The following is a 22,756-nucleotide window of genomic DNA, read 5'->3' as shown; positions in this document are numbered from 1 at the left end:
TTATTCTTTATCCGACTTAGAAAGTATGTATCGTGGGCGTTTTTTTGTTTCAATGTAAATCCTACCTATATATTCACCAAGTACACCAATTCCTATAAGCTGTATACCACCTAGAAAAAGAATAGAAACTAAGATAGATGGATATCCAGCGACTGGATTTCCCCATATAAGTTTATCTATGATCATCCATGCGCCATAGACAAACGATAGAGCTGCGACGAAGAATCCTACGTATGTCCATATTCTAAGTGGTAGCGTGGAGAATGATGTAATCCCCTCAAGTGCAAGATTCCATAATTTCCAGCCGTTGAATTTTGTCGAGCCAGCTACGCGCTCGTCTCTTGTATATTCAACAATCTCAGTTCGGCCACCTACCCATGATAAAACTCCTTTCATGAATAAGTTTCGCTCTGGCAGAGACTTAATATTCTCTACGACAGCACGTGACATTAATCTGAAGTCGCCAACGTTTTCCTCTATTTTAGGATAACTTATCATGTTATGTAGCCTGTAAAACCATTCAGCGCTTTTCCGCTTGAAATGGCTGTCTGATAGTCTATCAGATCGTTTAGCTAGAACAACATCTGCTCCGTCCTGCCACTTTTCAATAAGTCTGGGGATAACGTCGATGGGGTCCTGAAGATCAACATCGATTGGGATTACTGCATCTCCCGTTGATGCTTCAAGGCCAGCGAACAAAGCTGGTTCTTTACCAAAATTTCTTGTAAAGCACAGCGAAGTGACAAGAGGATCAGATATTGTCAATGCAGTAATAATTTTTTTTGTATTATCTACACTTCCATCGTTGACAAAAACAATTTCCACTTCATATTGCGACAACTGCTCGCGGACGGTTCGATAAAAAATATCGATTGTATCCTCTTCGTTGAATACTGGGACTATAAGAGATATTTTCATTATTCCTCCCTAAATATTATAAATGTTGAATACAGAAACCCAACAATTAGACTTATTGCTGAAAATACTATCAGAGTTAATACTGGATTAAGCTCAACCTTATTGCCAAAATAACCGCAGGCCAACGAAATCGATCCCATAAAACCGACATAGAGAAAGTACTTTGTAGCTGTATGGTCAGCCTGATAAGTCCACTTGGCGTTAGCAAAAAAACTAAACGTGACAGCGACACAAAACCCAGAGAAGTTACTTACCATTTGGTCATGACCGAATGAAAAGTATACAGCAGCAAATGTTAGCCAGTGGATTGCTGTGTTAAGTCCGCCAATAAATGCATATTTAACAAAAATCTTTAACATGGTTATAGTCAGATTATGAGAGATTGCAGGATCCTAGCATTTGTTGCATAGAACGCAAGGAAGCGTAAAGAATTGTTAGTTGTATTTCGTGCTGGCAAAGATTTTCACCTGCTTGAATAAATAAAAGTAATTTTTATTAACCACCACGCCATCCTTACTAGAACCTTCACAAGCAAGGAAACACATGATTATACTGTATATATAAACAGTTTTTGTAAGGTGATATATGGGCAAGGATTCTAATTTTGACATCGTATACCGTGGTGAGCCGCGCGACCGGATACCATCGGGCAGCTATGTCTTCTTTCAGCGTCGCAAGGAGCATGGAGGGGGTATTGGCTTGGTCAGGTTTACGATGACTGGTTTGGGTTTGTTATCGAGGAGCCGGTATCGCCCTGGCGAGGAATGGAGCATTTGATACTGACGAGGGGCAACCACGAGGGAATCATGGAGTTTGATGACAGTCTGGACAACTTCATGCTGAAGGGGGAGTAAAATGAGCATCAGGGCATATTCGGGGCAAAAAATTACCGCAAAGCGATGTTACTGCGTGCCAAGCAGCGCTTCAGTTTGCGGTAATACTCTGTTTAAACCGTGATTAAATCTTACTTCACATCACTTTGCTTCCCGACACCTGCATGCCATGAATAAGCCAAGCTGGGCCAGATAACCGATTTTGCCCGCAATCAGAAAACAAAAAGCCCCGGCAATGATTGCCGGGGCTTTTTATTACGAATTTTTACACTAAATCTCAGAGTCGGGTCTGACACCGTTCATGGCGCTGAGAGCCTCGGCATCCAGCTCAGGATCTTCTTTATCAATCAGTCGGGTCAGTTCAATGAGTGCCTGGAATTGCTCGAACAAAATCTTAGCGTCTGATTTAAGCATCTCATCAGCAGAGTCCAGCACTGAGTTGATGGCTTTGTTCACGCTTTCGATAATTTCCTGGGGGCCGCCATTTTTGCCGACAGTTAAAAATATAGCACTCAGCAAAAGGGACTGAGCCTCAACCTGTGCGGTAAGTTGCTTGGAATCCGCTTCCATGTGGGAGATTTTTGCGACCATACTTAAGATGATATTTTTCATTCATTGCCCCTTCAGACAAAGAGTATCTATTGCTTCTTATTTCTACGCCAGGTTATGAAAACTTCATAATCATATTTGGTAAAACTCGGTGGATTGTCGCAGTTGCTGAGAGCCTCAGGCATCTGGATGGTTTTTTCCTTCTTCGATAAAGTCTTCATTAATCTCATCGGTATTGTTCTGATGATCCCGGCCGGAAAGAATGTTCCAGCAGGCGATGAATAACGCGGCAATCAGCGGGCCAATCACGAAGCCATTGATGCCATACACTTCCATACCGCCAAGTGTGGTGACCAGGATAAGATAATCCGGCATTTTGGTGTCTTTGCCGACCAGCAGCGGACGTAACACGTTATCCACGATGCCGATGACCACCACGAAGAAGGCCACAATAAAGATCCCCTGCCACAGCATCCCGGAGGCGAAGAAATAAATCGCCGCAGGCACCCAGATAATGGCTGAACCCACTGCCGGAATGATCGACAGGAACGCCATCAGAGCACCCCAAAGCAGGCTTCCATCCAGACCGGCGATGTAAAACGCAATACCGCCCAGTGCGCCCTGTACAACCGCCACCACAACGGTGCCTTTTACTGTCGCGCGAGAAACGGCTGCAAACTTCATAAACAGATGGTGCTTTACATACCGTGACAACGGCAGGGTGGCGAGTGTCAGATTGACCAGATAAGCGCCATCCTTGATCAGGAAGAACAGGACATACAGCATGATGCCGAAACCCACGACAAAGCCGAATGTGCTCTTACCTATTACGAAAACGCTGCCGGCCAGATACTGACTACCTTGCAGTGCCACATCAGAAAGTTTTTTCTGAATCTCAGCGGTGCTGTCGAGATCATGGTCTGACAGGAAGTGCCGTGCCCATCGTGGTAAATGATGGATGAAATCCGCCAGGATCACGGGCAGCTGTGTCTGATTTCCCTGCAGTTTGGTATAAACCGCATTGAATTCAAGTGCCAGCGACGAGGTTATAATCGCCAGAGGGGTGAAGACAATCAGACAAATAATCAAAACGGTCAGCAGAGAGACCACACCGTTGCGATCACCGACAACCTGTTTCAGCCGATTTTTTAACGGATTGAAGATGACGGCGAGAATAATGGCCCATAGTACGGAAGAGTAGTAAGGCCTTAATACATCGAAAAAAGCCAAAGTTACGATAAAAAGAATTGCGATGAAAAAGCCTTTTGAAAAACCTTTAATGAACATTTTTGTTCCTCTGATAAATCTTTTAGCCCTCGTAGCATAGAATGCATTGACGAATTTACAAACGTAGGTCTTTTTTTGTGCAGTGTGTTGTGTGCAGAAGGGGGAAGGGGGAAATCTTACCTCTGATCAAAAGCAACGCCGGGATTAATGGAACTCCGCCATTGCACCCGCGTTAATACCTGTCATTCCATTTCCGTTAAACGTCACTGTCGATTTCTATCCCTGATGTTTAAATTTTATTTAAACAGACCGTATAACACGAAACCAGCGACGACCCAGAAGGCGACGCAGGCTCCCACACAAATGATCCAAATGGCCCAGACGGGAAGATTTTTCATTGCACGTTCCAATAATGGTAATAAAAAGCACAGAGGCAGAAAGCCCGTGTTGACCGGGCGCTGCAGATAATACATCACGTCTGTTTTGGAAAACATCTTCTCCTCCACAGACATAAAAAAAGCGCCATCAGAGGCGCTTTTCCGTGTCAGCAAGGACTGAATTAACGACCAAATAAATCGCGACGTTTTGGTTTAACGAACTGAGCCAGCAGCACCAGAACAGCAATCACCATAAACACGCTGAAAATCACGACCAGCCACTGTGGCATGCCCAGTGACAGGAATTCCCACTGTTTTTCTGCACAATCACCGCTGGCGATAAACATCCACGGGAACCATTTGTCCAGTGGCAACCAGCTTGGGAAACGCGCGGCAAAATCACAGGTGGCGAACGGAGAAGGGTGCAACTGAATCATGGTGTGTTCCCATGACAGGCGGATACCTTCGTAAGCACTGTAGAGCCAGATGAGGATCCCGGCATAGCGTAACCATGTGGAAGGTGCGATAGCACCGACGAGGCCAGCCAGCAGAATACCCATCAGAGCACAACGTTCATAAATACACATGACACAGGGCTTAAGTAACATCACGTGTTGGAAATACAATGCAACCAGCTCAAGTGCCAGTGCAGTCAGAGCCATCAGAAGCCATGCACCGCGACCTTGTGAACAGCGGTTAAGATATTGCAACATAGAAAATTTTTCCCTGCAGTTAGCTACTGACACGCAGTGTAAACCAATTGCTTGCTGCTGCCAGCCTGTCCGAATCAATATTCGGTAAATAATTAATATAAATCGGACAATTCGACTTTAAATTCTGTAATTTCCTGAGTGAAGGTGCTTACAGGAGATTACTGACTCAATCTTTCCTTCATCAATGCACCGGCATGATCTCTGTTACCGGGGGCAAACTCAGCCATCCCATGTCGCTGTACCACTGGGTCATATCGGGCAACAGATACTGAACACACAACAGGCCGACGAGTGTCATGACCACAGTGTACGGCAATGCCATCCAGACCATCCTTCCGTAAGAAAGCCGGATCAGCGGTGCAAGGGCAGAAGTCAGCAGGAACAGGAAGGCTGCCTGACCATTGGGTGTCGCCACTGAAGGCAGGTTGGTGCCGGTATTAATGGCCACGGCCAGCATCTCAAATTGTTTCAGATCGATAATGCCATTTTCCAGCGCCGATTTGGCTTCATTGATGTAGACCGTACCGACGAAAACGTTATCTGAAACCGATGAGAGCAAACCGTTGAACAGGTAAAAGAGTGAAAGCTGGTTGGACGGTGCAGCCTGAAGTACAAAATGAATGATCGGGCTGAACAGATGCTGTTCGACGATCACGGCAACAATGGCAAAAAATACCGTCAGCAGGGCAGTGAACGGCAGTGAATCCTGGAATGCCTTGCCGATGGCATGTTCATCCGTCACACCACATAACGCGGTTGCAAAGATAATCACCGTCAGGCCGATCAGGCCAACCTCAGCGAGATGGAATGCCAGCGCAACAATCAGCCACACACCAATCACCGCCTGCACAGCCAGTTTTATACGCTCCTGCTTCGTGTTGTTCTCGCTGTTCTTTTGATCAAACTTTTTAAGCACTTCATACACCGGATGTGGCAGTTGCGCACCATAACCAAACCAGCGGAAGCGTTCTACCAGCGCACATACAATAAATCCGCAGAAAAAGACCGGCACGCTGACCGGCGACATGCGGATCAGAAAATCGATGAATTGCCAGCCTGCGCTTTTCGCGATGATCAGGTTTTGCGGTTCGCCGACCATCGTCATCACGCCACCCAGCGCGGTACCGACACCGGCGTGCATCATCAGGCTGCGTAAAAATGCGCGGAATTGTTCAAGCACAGCCTGATGCTGCTGATTGCCGGTAAAAGAGCTGTCGTCATTGACCTCAGTATTTTCATTCTGATTTGAAGCAACGTTGTGATAAATGGAATAAAAGCCCACTGAAACGCTTATCACCACGGCAATAACGGTCAGTGCGTCCAGGAATGCGGAAAGAAAGGCGGCAGCAAAACAAAACGCCAGTGAAAGGGCAATTTTATTGCGCAGATTCAACAACAATTTGGTGAACACGGTTAACAGCAACTGCTTCATGAAATAGATGCCAGCGACCATGAAAATCAGCAACAAGATGACTTCCAGATTAGCAGACACTTCTTCGCGGATCCGTCCTGCGCTGGTCATGCCGATCATGACGGCTTCGATGGCGAGCAATCCACCCGGCTGAAGCGGGTAGCATTTAAGCGCCATACCTAATGTGAAAATGAACTCAATCACCAGCAACCAGCCCGCGATAAAGGGACTGATGAGGAAGAAAATCAGCGGGTTAACAATCAGAAAAACCAGAATTGCTATTTTGTACCAGTTTGGCGACTGGCCAAGAAAATTCTTTATGAATGCGCGGCTGTAGGTTGTTTCCATATTGCCCAAAGGTCCTTTATATATATTTTATTAATGTTTCAAAAAGATAGGTAAGTTTAATCGTCTGACTGGATTTTTCAATAATAAAGGGCGATGCAATAAATCCATGAAAAATGTGAAATTCTGTCAGCCCACCCACAGTTTCAACATTACTTCCGCCGGGACGCTATAACAGGGCATTTTCATCTGGTATGATGAGATGAACTATATCCCTAATAAAAGCCCCACACGGAACGACAAACACATGGTTATTAAGGCACAAAGTCCTGCCGGTTTTGCCGAAGAGTATATCATCGAAAGTATCTGGAATAGCCGCTTCCCTCCGGGTTCAATTTTGCCTGCTGAAAGAGAGCTTTCAGAACTCATTGGTGTAACCCGAACCACATTGCGTGAAGTGTTACAGCGGCTTGCCCGCGATGGATGGTTAACCATTCAGCACGGTAAACCGACGAAAGTGAATAATTTCTGGGAAACATCCGGCCTGAATATTCTTGAAACGCTGGCGCGTCTGGATCATGACAGCGTACCGCAGCTGATTGATAATTTGCTGTCTGTGCGTACCAACATCGCGACGATCTTTATCCGCAAGGCGATGCGTACCAACCCGGAAGAAACCCAACAGGTTCTCGCGAAAGCGACTCAGGTTGAAGATCATGCCGAAGCCTTTACGGCGCTCGATTACGGCATTTTCCGTGGTCTGGCATTCGCCTCTGGCAACCCGATTTATGGTTTGATCATCAACGGACTGCGTGGTCTTTATACCCGCGTCGGACGCTATTATTTCTCCAATCCTGAAGCGCGCAAACTGGCTATCAGTTTCTATAAAAAGTTGTCTGATATCTGCCACGAGAAAAGCTACGAGCAGATTGTGGATTGTGTGCGAAATTATGGCCGTCAGAGCGGTGAAATCTGGCACAGCATGCAGGGTGCTATGCCGGGTGACCTGGCCGAACAAAAACATCGTTAATTCCCTTTATCCTTCAAACAGTCTCATCGTTGGCTGCCTCGATATAATTTGAAGGATTGAGGGAGCCAGTAATAACAAAAGGGCGCTTAGCGCCCTTTTTTAATGCCTGAAAATGGAAATTTTACAGCGGTGTCGGACGTGGCGGGCAACGTTCGAGTAACTCGACGCTGCCGTCTTCATTGAGTTGCTCGATAAAGACATCGAAGCCCCACAGGCGGTGGACGTGTTTCATCACTTCACGGCGGCTTTTATCAAGCGGTGCCCGGTCTTGCGGAATGTAGCGTAATGTCAGCGAGCGGTCTCCGCGCAAATCCACATTCCAGACCTGAATATTCGGTTCGTGATTACTCAGATTATACTGCGCCGACAACTCCTGACGAATTGCACGGTAGCCTTCCTCATTGTGGATCGCGGCGATTTCCAGATAATTATTGTGATCGTCATCGAGCACCGTAAACAGACGGAAATCACGCATCACTTTCGGTGACAGGAACTGGCTGATGAAGCTCTCGTCTTTAAAGTCACGCATCGCAAAATGCAGCGTGTCGAGCCAGTCTGAACCGGCGATATCCGGGAACCAGTAACGGTCTTCCTCCGTCGGCTCCTGACAGATACGCTTGATATCCTGCATCATCGCGAAACCCAGAGCATACGGGTTGATACCACTGTAATACGGGCTGTTATAAGGCGGCTGATACACCACATTCGTGTGACTGTGCAGGAACTCCAGGATGAAACGGTCGGAGACTTTTCCTTCGTCATACAGATGATTCAGGATGGTGTAATGCCAGAATGTCGCCCAGCCTTCGTTCATGACCTGAGTTTGTTTCTGCGGATAAAAATACTGGCTGATTTTACGCACAATGCGCAAAACTTCTCTTTGCCAGGATTCCAGCAAAGGCGCATTTTTTTCCATAAAATACAACAGGTTTTCCTGCGGTTCCGGCGGGAAACGTCGCGCCTGTTCCGGTGCGTCTACACTGTCTTTGCGTGGCAGCGTTTTCCACAGAGAATTCACCTGACTTTGCAGGTATTCCTCACGGCTTTTTTGCCGCGCCAGTTCTTCCTGCAGGGAGATTTTTTGCGGACGTTTATAGCGGTCAACGCCGTAATTCATCAGCGCGTGACAGGAATCCAGCAACCGTTCAACTTCATCGACACCATAGCGTTCCTCGCATTCACTGATATAACGCTTGGCGAACAGCAGGTAATCGACGATGGAACTGGCATCGGTCCAGCTTCTGAACAGATAGTTATTTTTGAAGAAAGAGTTATGCCCGTAGCAGGCATGGGCCATCACCAGCGCCTGCATGGTGATCGTATTTTCTTCCATCAGATAAGCGATACACGGGTTGGAGTTAATGACGATTTCGTACGCCAGACCTTGTTGTCCGTGCTTATACAGCTGTTCGGTTTCGATGAATTTCTTGCCGAACGACCAGTGAGTGTAATTGATCGGCATGCCAATGCTGGAATAGGCATCCATCATTTGTTCGGAAGTGATGATCTCGATTTGATGCGGATAAGTTTCAAGCCGGTAGGACTTCGCCACCCGGTCAATCTCTTCGAGATAGGTTTGCAATAACTCAAACGTCCAGTCCGGTCCATCGCTAAGACGTTTGTCCTCAGTTTTTTGCTTTTGGGTCACTGTCGTCATAAGCCGCACCCTCATTCAGTTATGGACGCTACAGAGTGTTTGATTCACAACCTTTTCTTAAGATTTCGCACGTCCATTGATAATCGTAGCTCAATCTGAGTGTGTCGTTAGATAAACACCATGAATCCATTCCTCAACAAATCTATATCCTTAAGGCAGAAGACTGTCAATCGGCGGGCAATAAAGAGCCCAAAGCCGCGCACAGTCTGGCTTTGGGCGAACAATATCAGGAGACAGGCGCAAACAGCGGGGGATTAACTGCGGATAAATTCTAACAAATCCTGATTTATCTGATTCTTGTGGGTGCTGCACAGACCATGAGATGCGCCCGCATAAACCTTACCTTTGCCATTTGGCAACAACTTAAGCGCAGCTTCGCTGGAGGAAGCGGGTGGCACAATCTGGTCATCATCACCGTAAATCACCAACGTCGGGATCGTCATCTTCTTCAGGTCTTCGCGCTGATCGGTTTCAGAAAACGCTTTAACACAATCATAAAGTGCTTTTATTGAACCCTGCATACCCTGGAGCCAGAAACTTTGGCGTAAACCTTCTGACACCTCAGCACCGGGGCGGTTGAAACCATAAAATGCGTCGGGCAAGTCCAGGAAAAATTGGGAACGATCTTTTGTCACACCGCCACGGATACCATCGAAAACAGAAAGAGGTAATCCTCCGGGATTGAAATCTGTTTTGATCATAATCGGTGGCACTGCACCAATTAACACCGCTTTTGCCACCCGTGAGGTGCCGTGCCTGCCAATATAACGGGCAACTTCGCCGCCGCCGGTAGAGTGCCCGACGTGTATCGCGTCTTTGAGATCCAGATAAGCCGTCAGTTCGGCCATGTCATCTCCGTACTGGTCCATATTATTGCCTTCCCATGAATGAGAAGAACGCCCGTGTCCGCGGCGGTCGTGGGCAATAACGCGATAACCATGTTCTGCCAGAAACAGCATCTGATCTTCAAAAGCATCCGACGACAGGGGCCAGCCGTGGCTAAAAACCACCGGCTGCCCGCTGCCCCAATCCTTATAAAAAAGTTGTGTACCATCTTTAAGCTTCAGAAAGTTTGAGTTATTCACAATCGACTCCTTATTGCTGAAAATTGCTGAAATGAACGGTGCAAAACAGAAACCGATTGAAGTGTAGGTCAGTAATTGCGTCGTTGCGATATGAGTCACATTTTTAAAATGGCAACGTGGCGGGACAGGATATGAAATTTAACCGGATACTTAGCAGGGTTTATATATTGAAACTTAATTTTTACGGGTATAGCATTAACCCGCTATTGTTTGTTATTGATGCTTTAGGAGGTCAAGAAAATGGTAAATACCTTTACTTATGATAGATATAGAAATCGTATCGGCCAGGGCGTTCGTGTAATGGATGCCGAAACGGGCGTTACCGGCAAAATTACCGCGTTCAGGGTGAAATCGAGTTCACCGGAAGAAATTCGCCGCGAAAGTTGCGTACAACTGGAAGGGCAGACGGGCCTGTTTAAACCTGTCTCTCTGATGAGACTGGAAACGACGTCTGCCTGATTTTTTCTGTTACGCCGGTAAATTCCCGCAATATAAGGCCACTATGAATAGTGGCCTTAATGTTTTACGCAGCCACCTCCGCTTTGCCTCGTTTTATAAATCCCCGTTCAACCTGAACGTCAATTCTCCGCGCAGCGTGAGGGAATATCACATGCCTGTTTGTTTGTGGTGTTTTGTGCTGATGCACGGCTTGTATACAAGAATAAAAACCTGCAACAAAACTGACCCTGAAGCGTCGGGAGTCTTGTGACATCAATGCAATCAATGCTGTCATTACGCCATAAATTTCTTGCCGCATGGCCGGAATGTTGCGGAATATCGTTATTTATTTCTGGCTATTGAAATAAATGCTGTCATGAACGATAAATAAATGTGAAAGACCTCACGGTTGTGAGTGCCTGTGTTGGTGATTTTTCTCAGTCAGGTTAATTTCCTGTCATCAGAATATTATGCTTTGTTTTGTCGTGGAGTGGAGTCGATATGCGTGTGGTGATTTTAGGCAGTGGTGTGGTCGGTGTCGCCAGTGCATGGTATCTGGCTAAAGCGGGTCATCAGGTGACGGTTATTGACCGCCAGTCCGGCCCGGCAGAAGAAACCAGTGCGGGTAATGCAGGACAGATCTCACCGGGCTATGCTGCGCCGTGGGCGGCTCCGGGGGTTCCGGTCAAAGCCGTCAAATGGATGTTCCAGAAGCACGCGCCTCTGGCGATTCGCCTCGACGGAACACAGTTCCAGCTTAAATGGATGTGGCAAATGCTGCGTAACTGCAACATGGACCACTATCAGACCAACAAAAGCCGCATGGTGCGTCTGGCGGAATACAGCCGTGACTGCATGAAAGCGTTACGCGAAGATACCGGCATTCAGTACGAGGGACGGCAGGGCGGCACGTTGCAGCTTTTCCGCACCGCGCAGCAGTTTGAAAGCGCAGCCAAAGACATTGCGGTGCTGGAAGACGCCGGTGTGCCGTATCAGTTGCTCGAATCCAGCCAGCTGGCGACTGCAGAACCTGCGCTGGCTCAGGTTGCGCACAAACTGACCGGCGGCCTGCGTTTACCCAATGATGAAACCGGCGACTGCCAGATGTTTACCCGCAAGCTGGCAGACATGGCGCGTCAGGCGGGAGTTATCTTCGAATTTAACCGCACGGTGGATAAGCTGCATATTGAAAATGGCGAAATCACTGGCGTGCAGTGTGGCAATGAGGTCGTCAGGGCGGATGCATACGTGGTGGCATTCGGATCGTATTCCACAGCGTTGCTGCGTGATCTGGTCTCCATTCCGGTTTATCCGCTGAAAGGCTATTCCCTGACGATTCCGATTACTGATCCGGCTTCTGCGCCGGTGTCTACCGTACTGGATGAAACCTATAAAATTGCTATCACCCGTTTTGATGACCGCATCCGCGTCGGCGGTATGGCGGAGATTGTCGGCTTCAACCTGAAGCTGGCGCAGGCGCGCCGCGAAACGCTGGAAATGGTGGTCAAAGATCTCTATCCGAACGGCGGCAACGTCGAACAGGCCACGTTCTGGACGGGGTTGCGTCCGATGACGCCGGATGGCACGCCGATTGTCGGGCGTACGCGCATTAAGAATTTGTATCTCAATACCGGCCACGGCACGCTGGGCTGGACGATGGCCTGCGGCTCCGGGCAGTTGCTCTCGGACATTATGTCCGGCGTGACGCCTGCGATCCCATCCGATGATCTCTCGGTTGAGCGTTACAGCCCGGATTTCATTGCCCGTCCGGCTGGCCCGCACAAAATGCATCCGGTAGGCTGAACCTGCTGTAATCCGATCCCATGCGGGGTTTGATGCCGCATGGTTTTTACTTTGCTTATTGCCGGAGCTGGTATGCCTCGCCCGATTTCAGCCACATTGTCTCAGTCTGCGTTAACTCAAAACCTGAACATCATTCGTGGTTTTGCCCCCAACAGTAAAGTCTGGACGGTGGTGAAAGCCAACGGCTACGGCCACGGTATATCCCGTATCTGGCGCAGTTTATCCGCCACTGACGGTTTCGCTTTACTTGATTTCAATGAGGCGATTTTACTGCGTGAGTCCGGCTGGCAGGGACCGATATTACTGCTTGAAGGTTTTTTTACCGCCGAGGATCTGGCTATTGTTGATAAATATCGCCTGACCACGGCCGTACACAGCGAATGGCAGATAAAAGCCCTTGCGCAGGCCAGCGTCAGCCTGCCGGTCTGTATCTACCTGAAAGTAAACAGTGGCATGAACCGCCTGGGTTTTGCGCCTGAGCGCGCCGGTGCTGTCTGGCAGCAGTTACGCGAGCTGAAGCAGGTGGGGGAAATCACGCTGATGAGCCATTTCGCCACCGCTGACAGTGTGGAAGGTGTCGATGCGCAGATGAGTGTGATTAACCTCGCCGGGCAAAACATTCGCGGCCCGCGATGTCTGGCCAATTCCGCTGCGACGCTGTGGCATCCGCATACACATCATGACTGGATCCGTCCGGGAATTATTATCTATGGCGCGTCGCCAAGCGGTGAGTGGAAAGATATTGCGCATACCGGTCTGCAACCGGTCATGACGCTTAAAAGTGAGCTGATTGCCGTACAGGAACTTAAAGCCGGTGCGCGCGTGGGTTACGGCGGGCGTTACAGTGTAACTCGTCCTCAGCGTATCGGCGTGGTGGCCTGTGGCTATGCGGACGGATATCCGCGCCATGCGCCTTCCGGTACACCGGTTTGGGTAGACGGCGTGCGAACGACGACGACGGGCACGGTTTCAATGGATATGCTGGCTGTGGATTTAACGCCATGCCCGCAGGCGCAGATGGGTGCGCCGGTTGAATTGTGGGGGAATAATTTACCGGTGGATGACGTGGCAACAGCGGCGGGTACGCTGGGTTACGAACTGCTGAGTGCGCTGGCACCCCGCGTACCGGTGTCGACAATCGGTTAAAAAACGTATTACTGTCCCAGGCGGGTCAGCTGGCCCGTCGATTTTTTGCTGGCGCGTCGAGCCAGCATCGCCAGACATCCTCCTGCCAGCATCACCAGCGACAGACTCAGCTTAGGCTGCAACGGTAATGCCATCGCGATAAAACCAAGTAGTGCACCGCCCGCCATTTGCACCGAACCTGCCAGTGCCGAAGCCACGCCTGCTTCACCGGAGAACGGTTCCAGCGCATAACTGGTGGCAGGGCCCATCAGGAAAGCCAGACCGGCACAGGCGCTGGCGACTGGTACCATATACAGCCAGGTTGCTGTTTGTTCCGCAGGCGGAACCAGCGTGATCCCAGCGATTAGCCCGAGGCAGCCAATAAACATCAGGATGCCGCCTGTTTTCAGACATACCGGACGCCCCACTTTGCGGATAATCCGGTTGGCGATAAAGCTCATTCCCATGATCCAGAATCCGTTTGCGCCGAATACCAGTGAAAACTGCAGTGGCGTCAGCCCGGCAGTGTTCATCAAAACGGTCGGCGCCAGCGAGACATAGGTCAGCGCCATACCCATTGCACCTGCATTCACCAGAGCAAAAGTAATGAAACGCGCATTGAATAAAATGCGGGCGTACTGACGGAATGGCAGGCCGGTGTTGGTCTGCGTATCAGCAGGGCGAGTCTCAGGCAGTTTGAATATAACCAGCAGTAAGACAGCCAGTGTATAACCGGTTAATGCCCAGAACGGCGCACGCCAGCCATAATATTGCGCGATCAGGCCGCCGATCAGCGGTGCCAGTGCCGGAATGATATTCAGCGTGCCATTGAGGAAACCATATGCACGGGCGGCATCGTTGCCACTCATCCGGTCGCGTACGCCGCTGAAAATCACCACGGAAGTGCAGCACACCGCCAGTCCCTGAATGACGCGGGATAATAAAAACATCCACGGTGTTACGGAGGTCGCGGCAACTATCGCCCCTGCCAGATACACCATGACGCCGATAATGGCGATCGGGCGACGACCAAATTTATCCACCAGCGGACCGGCCACCAGTTGTCCCAGCCCCATCACCAGAATAAATAATGAAATCGAGGACTGAATGACCGCCTCGGTGCTCTGTAAACCGAGCGCGATGGCGGGAATGGCGGGCAGGTACAAATCAATACCTAAAGGGCCAAGCAGCACCATGCTCAGCAGCAGGAAAAGGAATTTTTGCATTGAAAACATCACTGTCAGTCATCCGAAAGGACGCTAAGGGTAATGATTTCGTTAATGAATGGAAAGAAGCTTGTGATAATCAGAGCGGCGGGCACTGTGAATAAAAACGGACACCCGCAGGTGCCCGTGATCTAAGCGGTGACGAAAGACTTATTTTTTCTTCCAGAAATCATCAAACACCGTGACCGGCGGCTGACGTTTATGTTCAGTGCGCAGGTACCAGCCCTCAATGATGGTGGCATATTTATCGTCGATTTTCTTGCCTTCCAGATAGTCGTCGATCAGTTCGTAAGTCACGCCGAGCGCAGCTTCATCTGGCAAGGCAGGGCGGTTGTCTTCAAGGTCAGCGGTCGGGACTTTCGTATAGAGATGTTCCGGGCAACCCAATTCTTTGAGCAGGGCTTTTCCCTGACGCTTGTTCAGACGGAAAATCGGGTTAATGTCCGTGCCGCCATCACCGTATTTAGTGAAGAAACCGGTCACGGCTTCGGCAGCATGATCAGTCCCGACCACCACGCCTTTTTTCATCCCGGCGATGCTGTACTGCGCTTTCATGCGCTCGCGGGCCTTTTCGTTGCCTTTAATGAAATCGCTCAGTTCAATACCGATTTCACGTAAGGTCGCTTCGCTTGCCAGGACGGCATTCTTGATATTAACGGTCAGAACCTGATCTGGCTGGATGAACGCAATGGCATCCTGGCAGTCCGATTCATCAGCTTGCACGCCATATGGCAAGCGCACCGCAATGAACTGGTAAGCGCTATCATTTGTTTGTGCGCGTAATTCGCTAATTGCTGTTTGGCAAAGTTTGCCGGTAAGAGTAGAATCTTGCCCGCCGCTGATACCCAGAACCAGTGTCTTGATGAACGGGTGGGCCAGCAGATAACTTTTGAGAAAATCGACGCTGACACGAACTTCCTGTGCGGCATCGATGTGGGGTTTGACGTGCAGAGCCTGAATAATCTCTTGTTGTAAAGCCATGACCACTCCTCCTGAAGGCTGCCTTCGAGGAACCCGAGGCAAAAATAAGACGTTATCAGGACAAAACTACCCCGCATCGCTCAAAAGGACAAGATTCAGCGACGAGTTAGGCGGAAATCTGTACGCTGCCGGCTCGCAATATTTCGAACCAAAGTGGCAGGAAGACGTAAAGTGTGGCGCGTAATGAACCATTTCCATTCCTCATTGAAATAAGAAATCAATGCAAGAAAGGGTAATGATTTTGTATGTTTCTATTGCCGGAAATATATGTCACTCGGAACTATCCAAAAAAGCCGCTTTATTAAGATATTCCGGGCTGAGTGCGTTATATTTGTTGCGGTAGAAATATTTGTATGCATATGCCATCGAAATGGAGTTGCCAGGCTTGATTAACGGATCCTAATTAATGGCATAAATCGTGTGGTTCCAGTCTCGTTATTTGCCTTAAGTCTTATTGGGGAAACAAAATGTTTTTTCGGGTTGTACGTCGTTTACCAGCTTGTGCCGTAGTCTGCGGTGCAGCGCTGTTCAGTATTTCAAGCCTTGCAGACACCACCATCTTCACCGCGTTAGATGATCCGGCTCAGGCGAAAAAGCCGTTCGAGGGCAATATTCAGGCGGGTTACAGTGCGCAAACCGGTAACACCAGCAACTCCACGCTGAATGCTGATACCACCATGACCTGGTTTGATACCAACACGGCTAACAGCCTGTGGGGTTCTGCGCGTAACACCTCTTCTTCCGGTGTGCGTTCATCCGAGAAGTATCAGGCCGGTGCCCGTACGCGTTATAACCTTGACAACGCGAACTATATTTTCGGTCAGGGGAGCTGGCTGAGCGACCGTTATAACGGTTACCGTTCGCGGACTGTGGGCGCTGTCGGTTATGGTCGTCAGATCTGGAGCGGCCCGGTTCATACGCTGAACCTGGAAGCAGGTCCTGGTGTTCGTCATGATGAATTCGAACAGGGCGGTAACACCACTCGTGCGCTGGCTTACGCTTCAGGCACTTACGGTTACCAGATCAGCGACACTGCGCGTTTCACGCAGGGGGTTTCTGTATTAGCGAACGACGAAACTACGCTGAACTCAGAAACCGCGCTGACCGTTGCGATCAACTCCCACTTCTCGTTGAAAGTGGCGTATGACGTAACCTATAACACCAAACCACCAGCCAGTGCGCCGGATAAAACCGACACCGTGACGTCTGTAAACCTGGTGTACGGTCTGTAATTTCCCCCGGGAAATTATGCAGAAAAGCCGGAGGAGAAATCCTCTGGCTTTTTTTATGGGTTATTTTTACCAGCATCTTGCACTGAATTTTAAATAAGCGGATGGCTATTAAGCCTCTCAATTATATTCCCTGTATCCTGCTTGTAAGCCAGAAGAAAATATCCCTGAAGGCCACAAACGGCGCAGGCAGGGGTAACCGGATGAATACCCCTATAAACCATGATTTCTTATGTTTCGCGCTATGCTTCTTGCAGAATTTTTTTTATAAACTTAAAAAAAACCTAAAGTAAATCTTATCCCTGCCGATAGAAACCGAATGTTTAATCTTAAATCAATGCCATAGCCACTTCTGATGCTGTGTTTTTGAGGCGTACAGGAAAGCGGTTCTGGCGATAGAAAACACCGGATATGGAAATCATAAGCTTTCTTACACCATTAGCCCGCACTGTTTCGGCGTGCGCGTGTCTTTCCCTGCGGTGGCGAGTTTCCTGCCTGCTGGTACTTACCGGAATGTTTTCCCTCACCGCGCAGGCCGCGCCGCTCAGCCCCGCCGACCGCGGCAGTATCGAACAACAGCAGCGGCAACTTCTGCAGCAGAACCAGCAGCAGCGTCAGGAACTGGAGCGCAGCACGTCAGTCGCCCCCGCACCGCAAACCCCAGCGCAACCCGGCGGCCCGTGCTTTGATATTCACGAAGTTACCCTCAGCGGCGCAGACCATATGCCCGCGCGCATCCGGCAAAAACTGACCCAACCCTATCTGCAACAGTGCCTCGGCATTGGCCAGATTAATGCCCTGGTGAAACAGGTCTCCGACTGGTATATCGGCCAGGGCTATATCACCAGCCGCGCGTTTCTCACTGAACAGGATTTGTCTTCCGGCGCGCTCAGTCTGACGGTGATGGAAGGCAAGCTGGAAGCCATCAAAATGGAAAACCAGCGCGGCGCAATGCTGGCGATGGCGTTTCCGGGGCTGACCGGCAATATCCTTAATTTGCGTGATATCGAACAGGGGATGGAGCAGATTAACCGGCTGCGCAAAACGCCGGTACAGATTGAAATCCAGCCCGGCAGCCAGCCGGGATACTCCATCGTCAACCTCACCTCAAAGCCTGAGTTTCCCCTGCAGGCCAGCGCCGGTTTTGATAACTCAGGGCAGAAAAGCACCGGCACCGGACAGGTCAGCGGCGCGCTGACGGGCAATAACCTGCTCGGGCTGGCGGATCAGTGGTTTGTCAGTGCGTCACGCAGCAGCGACGGCGCAAGCGACCACGACGCGAAAAGCGTGCAGGCGGGCGTTAATCTGCCTTACGGCTACTGGCTGTTCGATTACAATTACAGCTACAGCGACTACCTCAGCACCATTGAATCGCAGGGCTATCTGTGGCGCTCCACCGGCGACAGCCAGGCACACCGCTTCACCCTTTCCCGCGTACTGTTTCGCAACGGCGACATGAAAACCGCCGCCAGCCTCGGGCTGACGCACCGCCTCAACCGAAATTATCTCAACGATGCCCCGCTGGAAAGCAGCACCCGCAGCCTGACCAGCTGGACCGCAGGCATCAATCACAGCCAGAAACTCTGGGGCGGATACGCCACGCTCAATCCGGCGTTCAGCCGTGGTGTGCCGTGGTTTGGCGGCGAAAGCGATGAAGATAAAAATCCGGATGCCCCGCGCGCGGAGTTCTCTAAATGGACGCTGTCCACCAGCTATTACCGGCCTGTCACCCAACGCATTACCTGGCTGACCAGCGCCTACGGTCAGTGGGGCGATGACCGTCTTTACGGCAGCGAACGCCTCACACTCGGCGGTGAAAGCTCGGTGCGGGGGTTCAAAGAGCAATACCTCTCCGGCGACAACGGCGGCTACTGGCGTAATGAGCTGGACACTCAACTGTTCGCCATGCCGGGGCTCGGACAAATCAGCAGCGTAACGGCCCTCGACGGCGGCTACCTGCAACGCAGCAATCACGACACCAATGCGTCCGGCACCTTATGGGGCGGGTCGGTGGGTTTATCGAGCAGTAACGCACATTTCTCCAGCCAGTTTACCGTCGGCTGGCCGCTGAGCTATCCGGACTCACTGGCACCGGATCGCGTCACGGTCTACTACCGTATCGGTTTTGCACTTTAGCGTTGTACCTCTGCATAAGAGAGAAGGAATTCGGCGATGAAATCGATCAAAGAGCAACCGGTCGCGTTATGGCGTAAAGCGCTGGCGTACGGGCTGATGGGCTGGCTGGTCTGGCAACCGGTGATGCCCGCATTTGCCGCCGGTATCACGGTAGCCGAAGGCAACACCCGAACCGATCAGGCGGGCAACGGCGTGCCGGTGGTGAATATCGCCACCCCGAATCAGGCCGGGATTTCGCATAACAAATATAACGATTTCAACGTCGGCCAGCAGGGCCTCATTCTCAACAACGCCACCGGCAAACTGACCCAGACTCAGTTGGGCGGGCTGATCCAGAACAACCCCAATCTTACGGCAGGTCAGGAAGCGAAGGGCATCATTAACGAAGTGGTGTCGTCGAACCCTTCACAGCTTAACGGCTACATGGAAGTCGCCGGTAAAGCCGCGAACGTCATGGTCGCCAACCCCTACGGCATCACCTGTAACGGCTGCGGCTTCCTCAATACCCCGAACGCCACGCTGACCACCGGCAGGCCGGTGCTGAACGCGGACGGTTCGCTGCAATCCCTCGACGTCACGCAGGGCGCGATCACCGTTGAAGGTCAGGGCCTGGACGCCCGCACGAGCGATTCTTTCTCGCTGATTTCCCGCGCCGCGCAGATTAACGCCGGGCTGTATGCCAGAGACCTTAACGTCACCTTAGGTGCCAATCACGTCGATGCGCAGGGCAATGCCACGCCGATATCCGGCACAGGCGTACCGTCTGTGGCGATTGACACCGGCGCACTCGGCGGTATGTACGCCAACCGCATTCATCTGGTTTCCAGCGACAAGGGCGTCGGGGTCAACCTCGGCAACCTGAACGCCTCGGTCGGCGATATGCAGATTGATGCCAGCGGCAGGCTGACGCTGAGTAATGCGACCGCCGCCGGCAAGCTGACGGCGAATGCGCAGGCCATCGCCCTTAACGGTACCCAGCAGTCGGGCGGCGATATGGCGCTCAACAGCCAGGGGGAACTGGCCGTTCAGGGGAGTCAGGTGACCAGCGGCGGCAATATGACGCTGGCCGCTGACCAGCTCAATTCAGGTAATACCGCGCAGGTGTCTGCGGCAGGCAATATTCATGCTACCGCCGGTAATGACAGCCAGTGGCAGGGCAAGCTGACGGCGGGGAAAGATCTCCAACTGAACGCCGGGGATCTGACCAATAACGGGCTGATCGCCGCAAACGGTAACGCCCGTATCACCACGCAGCGGCTGACCAATACCGGCACGCTGCAGGCACAGGGGACGCAAGATCTTCAGGCGACAACGCTGGATAACAGCGGGGTGGTGCAGGCCAGCGGTGCCCTGACCCTCACCGCCGGAGAGACGCAGCTTGGCGGATTGCTGTCGAGCGACAATCAGCTGACCGGGCGTTTCGGACAGCTTTCCACCCTCGCAGGGTCGCAGATTCAGTCCGGTAATGATGCGGATATCGGCGTGCAGGGCAGTGCGATGCTCGGCGGTAACGTCCGTGCCGGACAAAACCTGCAGCTCAGCAGCGGCTCACTGAGTTCGGCCAGCAGCGCTAAGCTTTACGCCGTCGGGAATGTGCAGGCCAATGCGGGCAATAACGGTGTGTGGAACGGCAGCCTGACGGCGGGCGGTAATCTGGGCGTCAGTGCGGGCGACATGACCAACAACGGCACGCTGGCCGCCAGCGGCAACACGCAGCTCACCACGCAAAAACTGACCAACGGCGGCCTGATCCAGGCGCAGGGCACACAGACTCTGAACGCCACAGAGCTGGACAACAGCGGCAAAATGCAGTCCGGCGGCGAACAAGATATTACCGCCAGCACCCTCAGCAATCAGGGGCTGATCGGTTCGCAGCAGGGGCTGGGGTTGCAGGTTGCTGACCAGATGACCGTGGGCGAACAAGGCTCGCTGTTTGCCGGTGACCGGCTGAACATCGGCGGCGGTCAGATGAACGTGGACGGCACGCTGACCGGCAAAAATGGCCTGACGCTCAACAGCACTTCCCTGAACGCCGGGAAAAATTCGCTGATCACCAGCCTCGGCGATATTCAGTTTACTGCCGCGCAGCAGACGCTTGGCGGCCAGTTGTCGACCTCCGGCAACGTCGGCCTGAACGCTACGGATCTGTCCGTCGGGGCGCAGGGGGCCGTTCACAGCGATAAAGATTTATCCCTGACGGCAACCGGCAGCGCCACGCTGGCCGGTGCGCTCGACGGCAACACGTTGCAAGCCGGTGGCGGCACATTGCAGGTGACCGGCACCGGTTCGCTGGCCTCCACGGGAGATATGCAGTTATCTGCCGCGCAGCAGCAGCTCGACGGCACCACCAGCGCGGGCAATACTCTTTCGATTAACGCTGACCAGCTTAATGCCGCACAGGGTGGTAAAACCTCGGCGCAAAATGACGTGCAGGCCACGATTGCCAGCGGCGGGCAGTGGTCCGGCAGCCTGATTGCCGGGCGTGACCTGAACTTCACCTCGCACGATTTCAGCAACGGCGGCACGCTGGCCGCCAACCGCAACGGTCAGTTCAGCTTCGGCACCCTGACCAATAACGGCCTGCTGCAGTCCCTCGGCACGCAGCAGCTTGACGGCGATACCTTCAATAACAACGGCACGGCGCAGTCCGGCGGTGACCAGACGCTGACCCTCAGTCAGTTCAATAATCAGGGGCTGACCGGCACCCGCGGCGACATCATACTGAACGCGCGGGACGGCGTGACCAACGGTGATGCGGCAACCTTACTGGCCGATGGTCAGCTGACACTCAACACCGCCCAGGCAGATCTGGGTGGCACGCTGACCGGCACGCAGGGTGCAACACTTAACGCCACCGCGCTGACCACCCGCGCCGGATCGGTACAGTCCAGCCAGGGCGATGTGAACCTCAATGCGGATACTGCGAACTTAAAGGGTTTTCTCTCCGCAGATGGCAACGCGGCGCTGACCACGCAACAGCTCACTACCGGCAACGGCTCGCAGACGCAGGGCAAAAACGCGCTGGGGATCAGTGCGTCTGAAAAAGCCGATCTGGCCGGGAAACTGGTGACACCGGGCACGCTGACGGTGCAGGCCGGTACGCTGACCAACGGCGCGGCGCTGGGCGCGGACAATGTGGATATCACGGCCACCTCGCTGACCAACAGCGGTGCCATCACCGCCGACGACGGCCTGCATGTGAAAGCCGGTACCTTGCAGCAGCAAGGCAGCCTGTCTGCGCAGAACCAGATGACGCTGGAAGGCCAGACGCTGGTCAATCAGGGCAATATCTCCGGCGGTAACGTCGGCGTGAATGTTACCGGCAGTCTGACCAATCAGGGCACCGGCGTGATATCGGCGGGTAATGGCCTGACCGTGACGGCACCGGTTGTGACCAACAACGGCCAGCTTCACGCCCTGAGACATTCGACAAGTTTTTTACGGCATCAGTAAGGGCGATTTTCGCTCTTCCAGTGCCAGCAAATATTTCGCTTCGTCATAGCGGGTTCTGGTCTTCCAGCAGCGGTAAATGATCCTTAGCCATTTGAATGCCAGAGCCCGGATCGCGGATTGATGAGATTTTCCCTTTTCTCGCTGCCCCTGATAATACAATTTGGCCCAGTATGATGAGTTAACCGTCTTGGCAGCCCATTCAACAAAGGTCTGCCTGACGAACTTCGCACATTGCCATCGCCAGTGAACCCAGGATTTCTGGCCACTTCGTTCTGTCACC

At 51.7% G+C, this 22,756-nt stretch carries 18 protein-coding genes and 1 pseudogene; 7 read left to right on the top strand and 12 right to left on the bottom strand.

Annotated features, from left to right (window positions below):
• The 7 genes from EX31_RS10540 to nhaB form a co-directional block, all read right to left on the bottom strand.
• The gene (locus tag EX31_RS10540; RefSeq protein WP_037034667.1) at positions 1-918 is read right to left on the bottom strand and encodes a glycosyltransferase family 2 protein; all 918 of its coding nucleotides are present in this window, start codon (positions 916-918) and stop codon (positions 1-3) included.
• On the bottom strand, positions 918-1,277 hold the full coding sequence (locus EX31_RS10535) for a GtrA family protein (RefSeq protein ID WP_037034665.1): 360 nt from the start codon (positions 1,275-1,277) through the stop codon (positions 918-920). Before EX31_RS10535 ends, EX31_RS10540 begins: the two co-directional genes overlap by 1 nt.
• Positions 1,278-2,021: 744 nt before the next feature.
• On the bottom strand, positions 2,022-2,363 hold the full coding sequence (iraP, locus tag EX31_RS10530; RefSeq protein WP_013575330.1) for an anti-adapter protein IraP: 342 nt from the start codon (positions 2,361-2,363) through the stop codon (positions 2,022-2,024).
• Positions 2,364-2,477: 114 nt separating this feature from the next.
• The gene (locus tag EX31_RS10525) at positions 2,478-3,587 is read right to left on the bottom strand and encodes an AI-2E family transporter (RefSeq protein ID WP_037034663.1); all 1,110 of its coding nucleotides are present in this window, start codon (positions 3,585-3,587) and stop codon (positions 2,478-2,480) included.
• A 236-nt stretch (positions 3,588-3,823) separates the two neighbouring features.
• On the bottom strand, positions 3,824-4,021 hold the full coding sequence (locus EX31_RS10520) for a hypothetical protein (protein ID WP_013575332.1): 198 nt from the start codon (positions 4,019-4,021) through the stop codon (positions 3,824-3,826).
• Between the two features lie 65 nt (positions 4,022-4,086).
• Complete coding sequence (dsbB, locus tag EX31_RS10515) at positions 4,087-4,617, bottom strand: disulfide bond formation protein DsbB (RefSeq protein ID WP_013575333.1); 531 nt, start codon at positions 4,615-4,617, stop codon at positions 4,087-4,089.
• 181 nt (positions 4,618-4,798) lie between these two features.
• A complete protein-coding gene (nhaB, locus tag EX31_RS10510; protein WP_013575334.1) occupies positions 4,799-6,376 on the bottom strand; it encodes a sodium/proton antiporter NhaB in 1,578 nt (525 codons plus the stop codon).
• A 244-nt stretch (positions 6,377-6,620) separates the two neighbouring features.
• Here nhaB and fadR point away from each other — a divergent pair, with 244 nt between their 5' ends.
• A complete protein-coding gene (fadR, locus tag EX31_RS10505) occupies positions 6,621-7,343 on the top strand; it encodes a fatty acid metabolism transcriptional regulator FadR (protein WP_037034660.1) in 723 nt (240 codons plus the stop codon).
• Positions 7,344-7,464: 121 nt separating this feature from the next.
• On the opposite strand, the gene EX31_RS10500 is transcribed toward fadR, so the two are convergent.
• Together EX31_RS10500 and EX31_RS10495 are read right to left on the bottom strand one after the other, a co-directional pair.
• Positions 7,465-9,000, bottom strand: a complete 1,536-nt coding sequence (locus EX31_RS10500) for a SpoVR family protein (RefSeq protein WP_037034657.1) — start codon at positions 8,998-9,000, stop codon at positions 7,465-7,467.
• Between the two features lie 254 nt (positions 9,001-9,254).
• On the bottom strand, positions 9,255-10,085 hold the full coding sequence (locus EX31_RS10495; protein WP_037034655.1) for an alpha/beta fold hydrolase: 831 nt from the start codon (positions 10,083-10,085) through the stop codon (positions 9,255-9,257).
• Between the two features lie 240 nt (positions 10,086-10,325).
• On the opposite strand from EX31_RS10495, the gene ydfZ reads away from it, so the two are divergent.
• From ydfZ to dadX, 3 genes are all read left to right on the top strand, one after another.
• Complete coding sequence (gene ydfZ, locus EX31_RS10490; protein ID WP_013575338.1) at positions 10,326-10,544, top strand: putative selenium delivery protein YdfZ; 219 nt, start codon at positions 10,326-10,328, stop codon at positions 10,542-10,544.
• A gap of 480 nt (positions 10,545-11,024) precedes the next feature.
• On the top strand, positions 11,025-12,326 hold the full coding sequence (locus EX31_RS10485; RefSeq protein WP_037034652.1) for a D-amino acid dehydrogenase: 1,302 nt from the start codon (positions 11,025-11,027) through the stop codon (positions 12,324-12,326).
• 72 nt (positions 12,327-12,398) lie between these two features.
• The gene (gene dadX / locus EX31_RS10480; protein WP_037034650.1) at positions 12,399-13,472 is read left to right on the top strand and encodes a catabolic alanine racemase DadX; all 1,074 of its coding nucleotides are present in this window, start codon (positions 12,399-12,401) and stop codon (positions 13,470-13,472) included.
• A gap of 8 nt (positions 13,473-13,480) precedes the next feature.
• On the opposite strand, the gene EX31_RS10475 is transcribed toward dadX, so the two are convergent.
• The gene (locus tag EX31_RS10475) at positions 13,481-14,677 is read right to left on the bottom strand and encodes a multidrug effflux MFS transporter (RefSeq protein WP_037034912.1); all 1,197 of its coding nucleotides are present in this window, start codon (positions 14,675-14,677) and stop codon (positions 13,481-13,483) included.
• 150 nt (positions 14,678-14,827) lie between these two features.
• Positions 14,828-15,658 carry an ammonia-dependent NAD(+) synthetase gene (gene nadE / locus EX31_RS10470; protein WP_037034647.1) on the bottom strand — a complete coding sequence of 277 codons (831 nt, stop codon included), beginning with the start codon at positions 15,656-15,658 and terminating at the stop codon, positions 14,828-14,830.
• A gap of 467 nt (positions 15,659-16,125) precedes the next feature.
• Here nadE and EX31_RS10465 point away from each other — a divergent pair, with 467 nt between their 5' ends.
• The 3 genes from EX31_RS10465 to EX31_RS10455 all read left to right on the top strand — a co-directional run bounded on the left by EX31_RS10465 (position 16,126) and on the right by EX31_RS10455 (position 22,476).
• Positions 16,126-16,890, top strand: coding sequence for a DUF481 domain-containing protein (locus tag EX31_RS10465; protein WP_013575345.1), 765 nt, complete (start codon positions 16,126-16,128; stop codon positions 16,888-16,890).
• Between the two features lie 510 nt (positions 16,891-17,400).
• Positions 17,401-19,023, top strand: coding sequence for a ShlB/FhaC/HecB family hemolysin secretion/activation protein (locus EX31_RS10460; RefSeq protein WP_037034644.1), 1,623 nt, complete (start codon positions 17,401-17,403; stop codon positions 19,021-19,023).
• A 36-nt stretch (positions 19,024-19,059) separates the two neighbouring features.
• The gene (locus EX31_RS10455) at positions 19,060-22,476 is read left to right on the top strand and encodes a two-partner secretion domain-containing protein (protein WP_231576047.1); all 3,417 of its coding nucleotides are present in this window, start codon (positions 19,060-19,062) and stop codon (positions 22,474-22,476) included.
• On the opposite strand, the pseudogene EX31_RS10450 reads toward EX31_RS10455, so the two are convergent.
• Positions 22,462-22,756: pseudogene (locus EX31_RS10450) on the bottom strand (IS110 family transposase); the annotation flags it as partial. The gene EX31_RS10455 and the pseudogene EX31_RS10450 sit on opposite strands and share 15 nt — an antisense overlap.

It is taken from the genome of Rahnella sp. WP5 (genome assembly GCF_000745615.1).
Taxonomy (GTDB): Bacteria; Pseudomonadota; Gammaproteobacteria; order Enterobacterales; family Enterobacteriaceae; genus Rahnella; species Rahnella aceris.
This window is presented reverse-complemented; position numbering and strand designations above follow the sequence as displayed.

Excerpts from the sequence above, each read along its gene's own strand:
- EX31_RS10540 (WP_037034667.1), bottom strand. The coding sequence starts at position 918 with ATGAAAATATCTCTTATAGTCCCAGTATTCAACGAAGAGGATACAATC.
- EX31_RS10535 (WP_037034665.1), bottom strand. The coding sequence starts at position 1,277 with ATGTTAAAGATTTTTGTTAAATATGCATTTATTGGCGGACTTAACACA.
- iraP (WP_013575330.1), bottom strand. The coding sequence starts at position 2,363 with ATGAAAAATATCATCTTAAGTATGGTCGCAAAAATCTCCCACATGGAA.
- EX31_RS10525 (WP_037034663.1), bottom strand. The coding sequence starts at position 3,587 with ATGTTCATTAAAGGTTTTTCAAAAGGCTTTTTCATCGCAATTCTTTTT.
- EX31_RS10520 (WP_013575332.1), bottom strand. The coding sequence starts at position 4,021 with ATGTTTTCCAAAACAGACGTGATGTATTATCTGCAGCGCCCGGTCAAC.
- dsbB (WP_013575333.1), bottom strand. The coding sequence starts at position 4,617 with ATGTTGCAATATCTTAACCGCTGTTCACAAGGTCGCGGTGCATGGCTT.
- nhaB (WP_013575334.1), bottom strand. The coding sequence starts at position 6,376 with ATGGAAACAACCTACAGCCGCGCATTCATAAAGAATTTTCTTGGCCAG.
- fadR (WP_037034660.1), top strand. The coding sequence starts at position 6,621 with ATGGTTATTAAGGCACAAAGTCCTGCCGGTTTTGCCGAAGAGTATATC.
- EX31_RS10500 (WP_037034657.1), bottom strand. The coding sequence starts at position 9,000 with ATGACGACAGTGACCCAAAAGCAAAAAACTGAGGACAAACGTCTTAGC.
- ydfZ (WP_013575338.1), top strand. The coding sequence starts at position 10,326 with ATGGTAAATACCTTTACTTATGATAGATATAGAAATCGTATCGGCCAG.
- EX31_RS10485 (WP_037034652.1), top strand. The coding sequence starts at position 11,025 with ATGCGTGTGGTGATTTTAGGCAGTGGTGTGGTCGGTGTCGCCAGTGCA.
- dadX (WP_037034650.1), top strand. The coding sequence starts at position 12,399 with ATGCCTCGCCCGATTTCAGCCACATTGTCTCAGTCTGCGTTAACTCAA.
- EX31_RS10475 (WP_037034912.1), bottom strand. The coding sequence starts at position 14,677 with ATGCAAAAATTCCTTTTCCTGCTGCTGAGCATGGTGCTGCTTGGCCCT.
- nadE (WP_037034647.1), bottom strand. The coding sequence starts at position 15,658 with ATGGCTTTACAACAAGAGATTATTCAGGCTCTGCACGTCAAACCCCAC.
- EX31_RS10465 (WP_013575345.1), top strand. The coding sequence starts at position 16,126 with ATGTTTTTTCGGGTTGTACGTCGTTTACCAGCTTGTGCCGTAGTCTGC.
- EX31_RS10460 (WP_037034644.1), top strand. The coding sequence starts at position 17,401 with ATGTTTTCCCTCACCGCGCAGGCCGCGCCGCTCAGCCCCGCCGACCGC.
- EX31_RS10455 (WP_231576047.1), top strand. The coding sequence starts at position 19,060 with ATGAAATCGATCAAAGAGCAACCGGTCGCGTTATGGCGTAAAGCGCTG.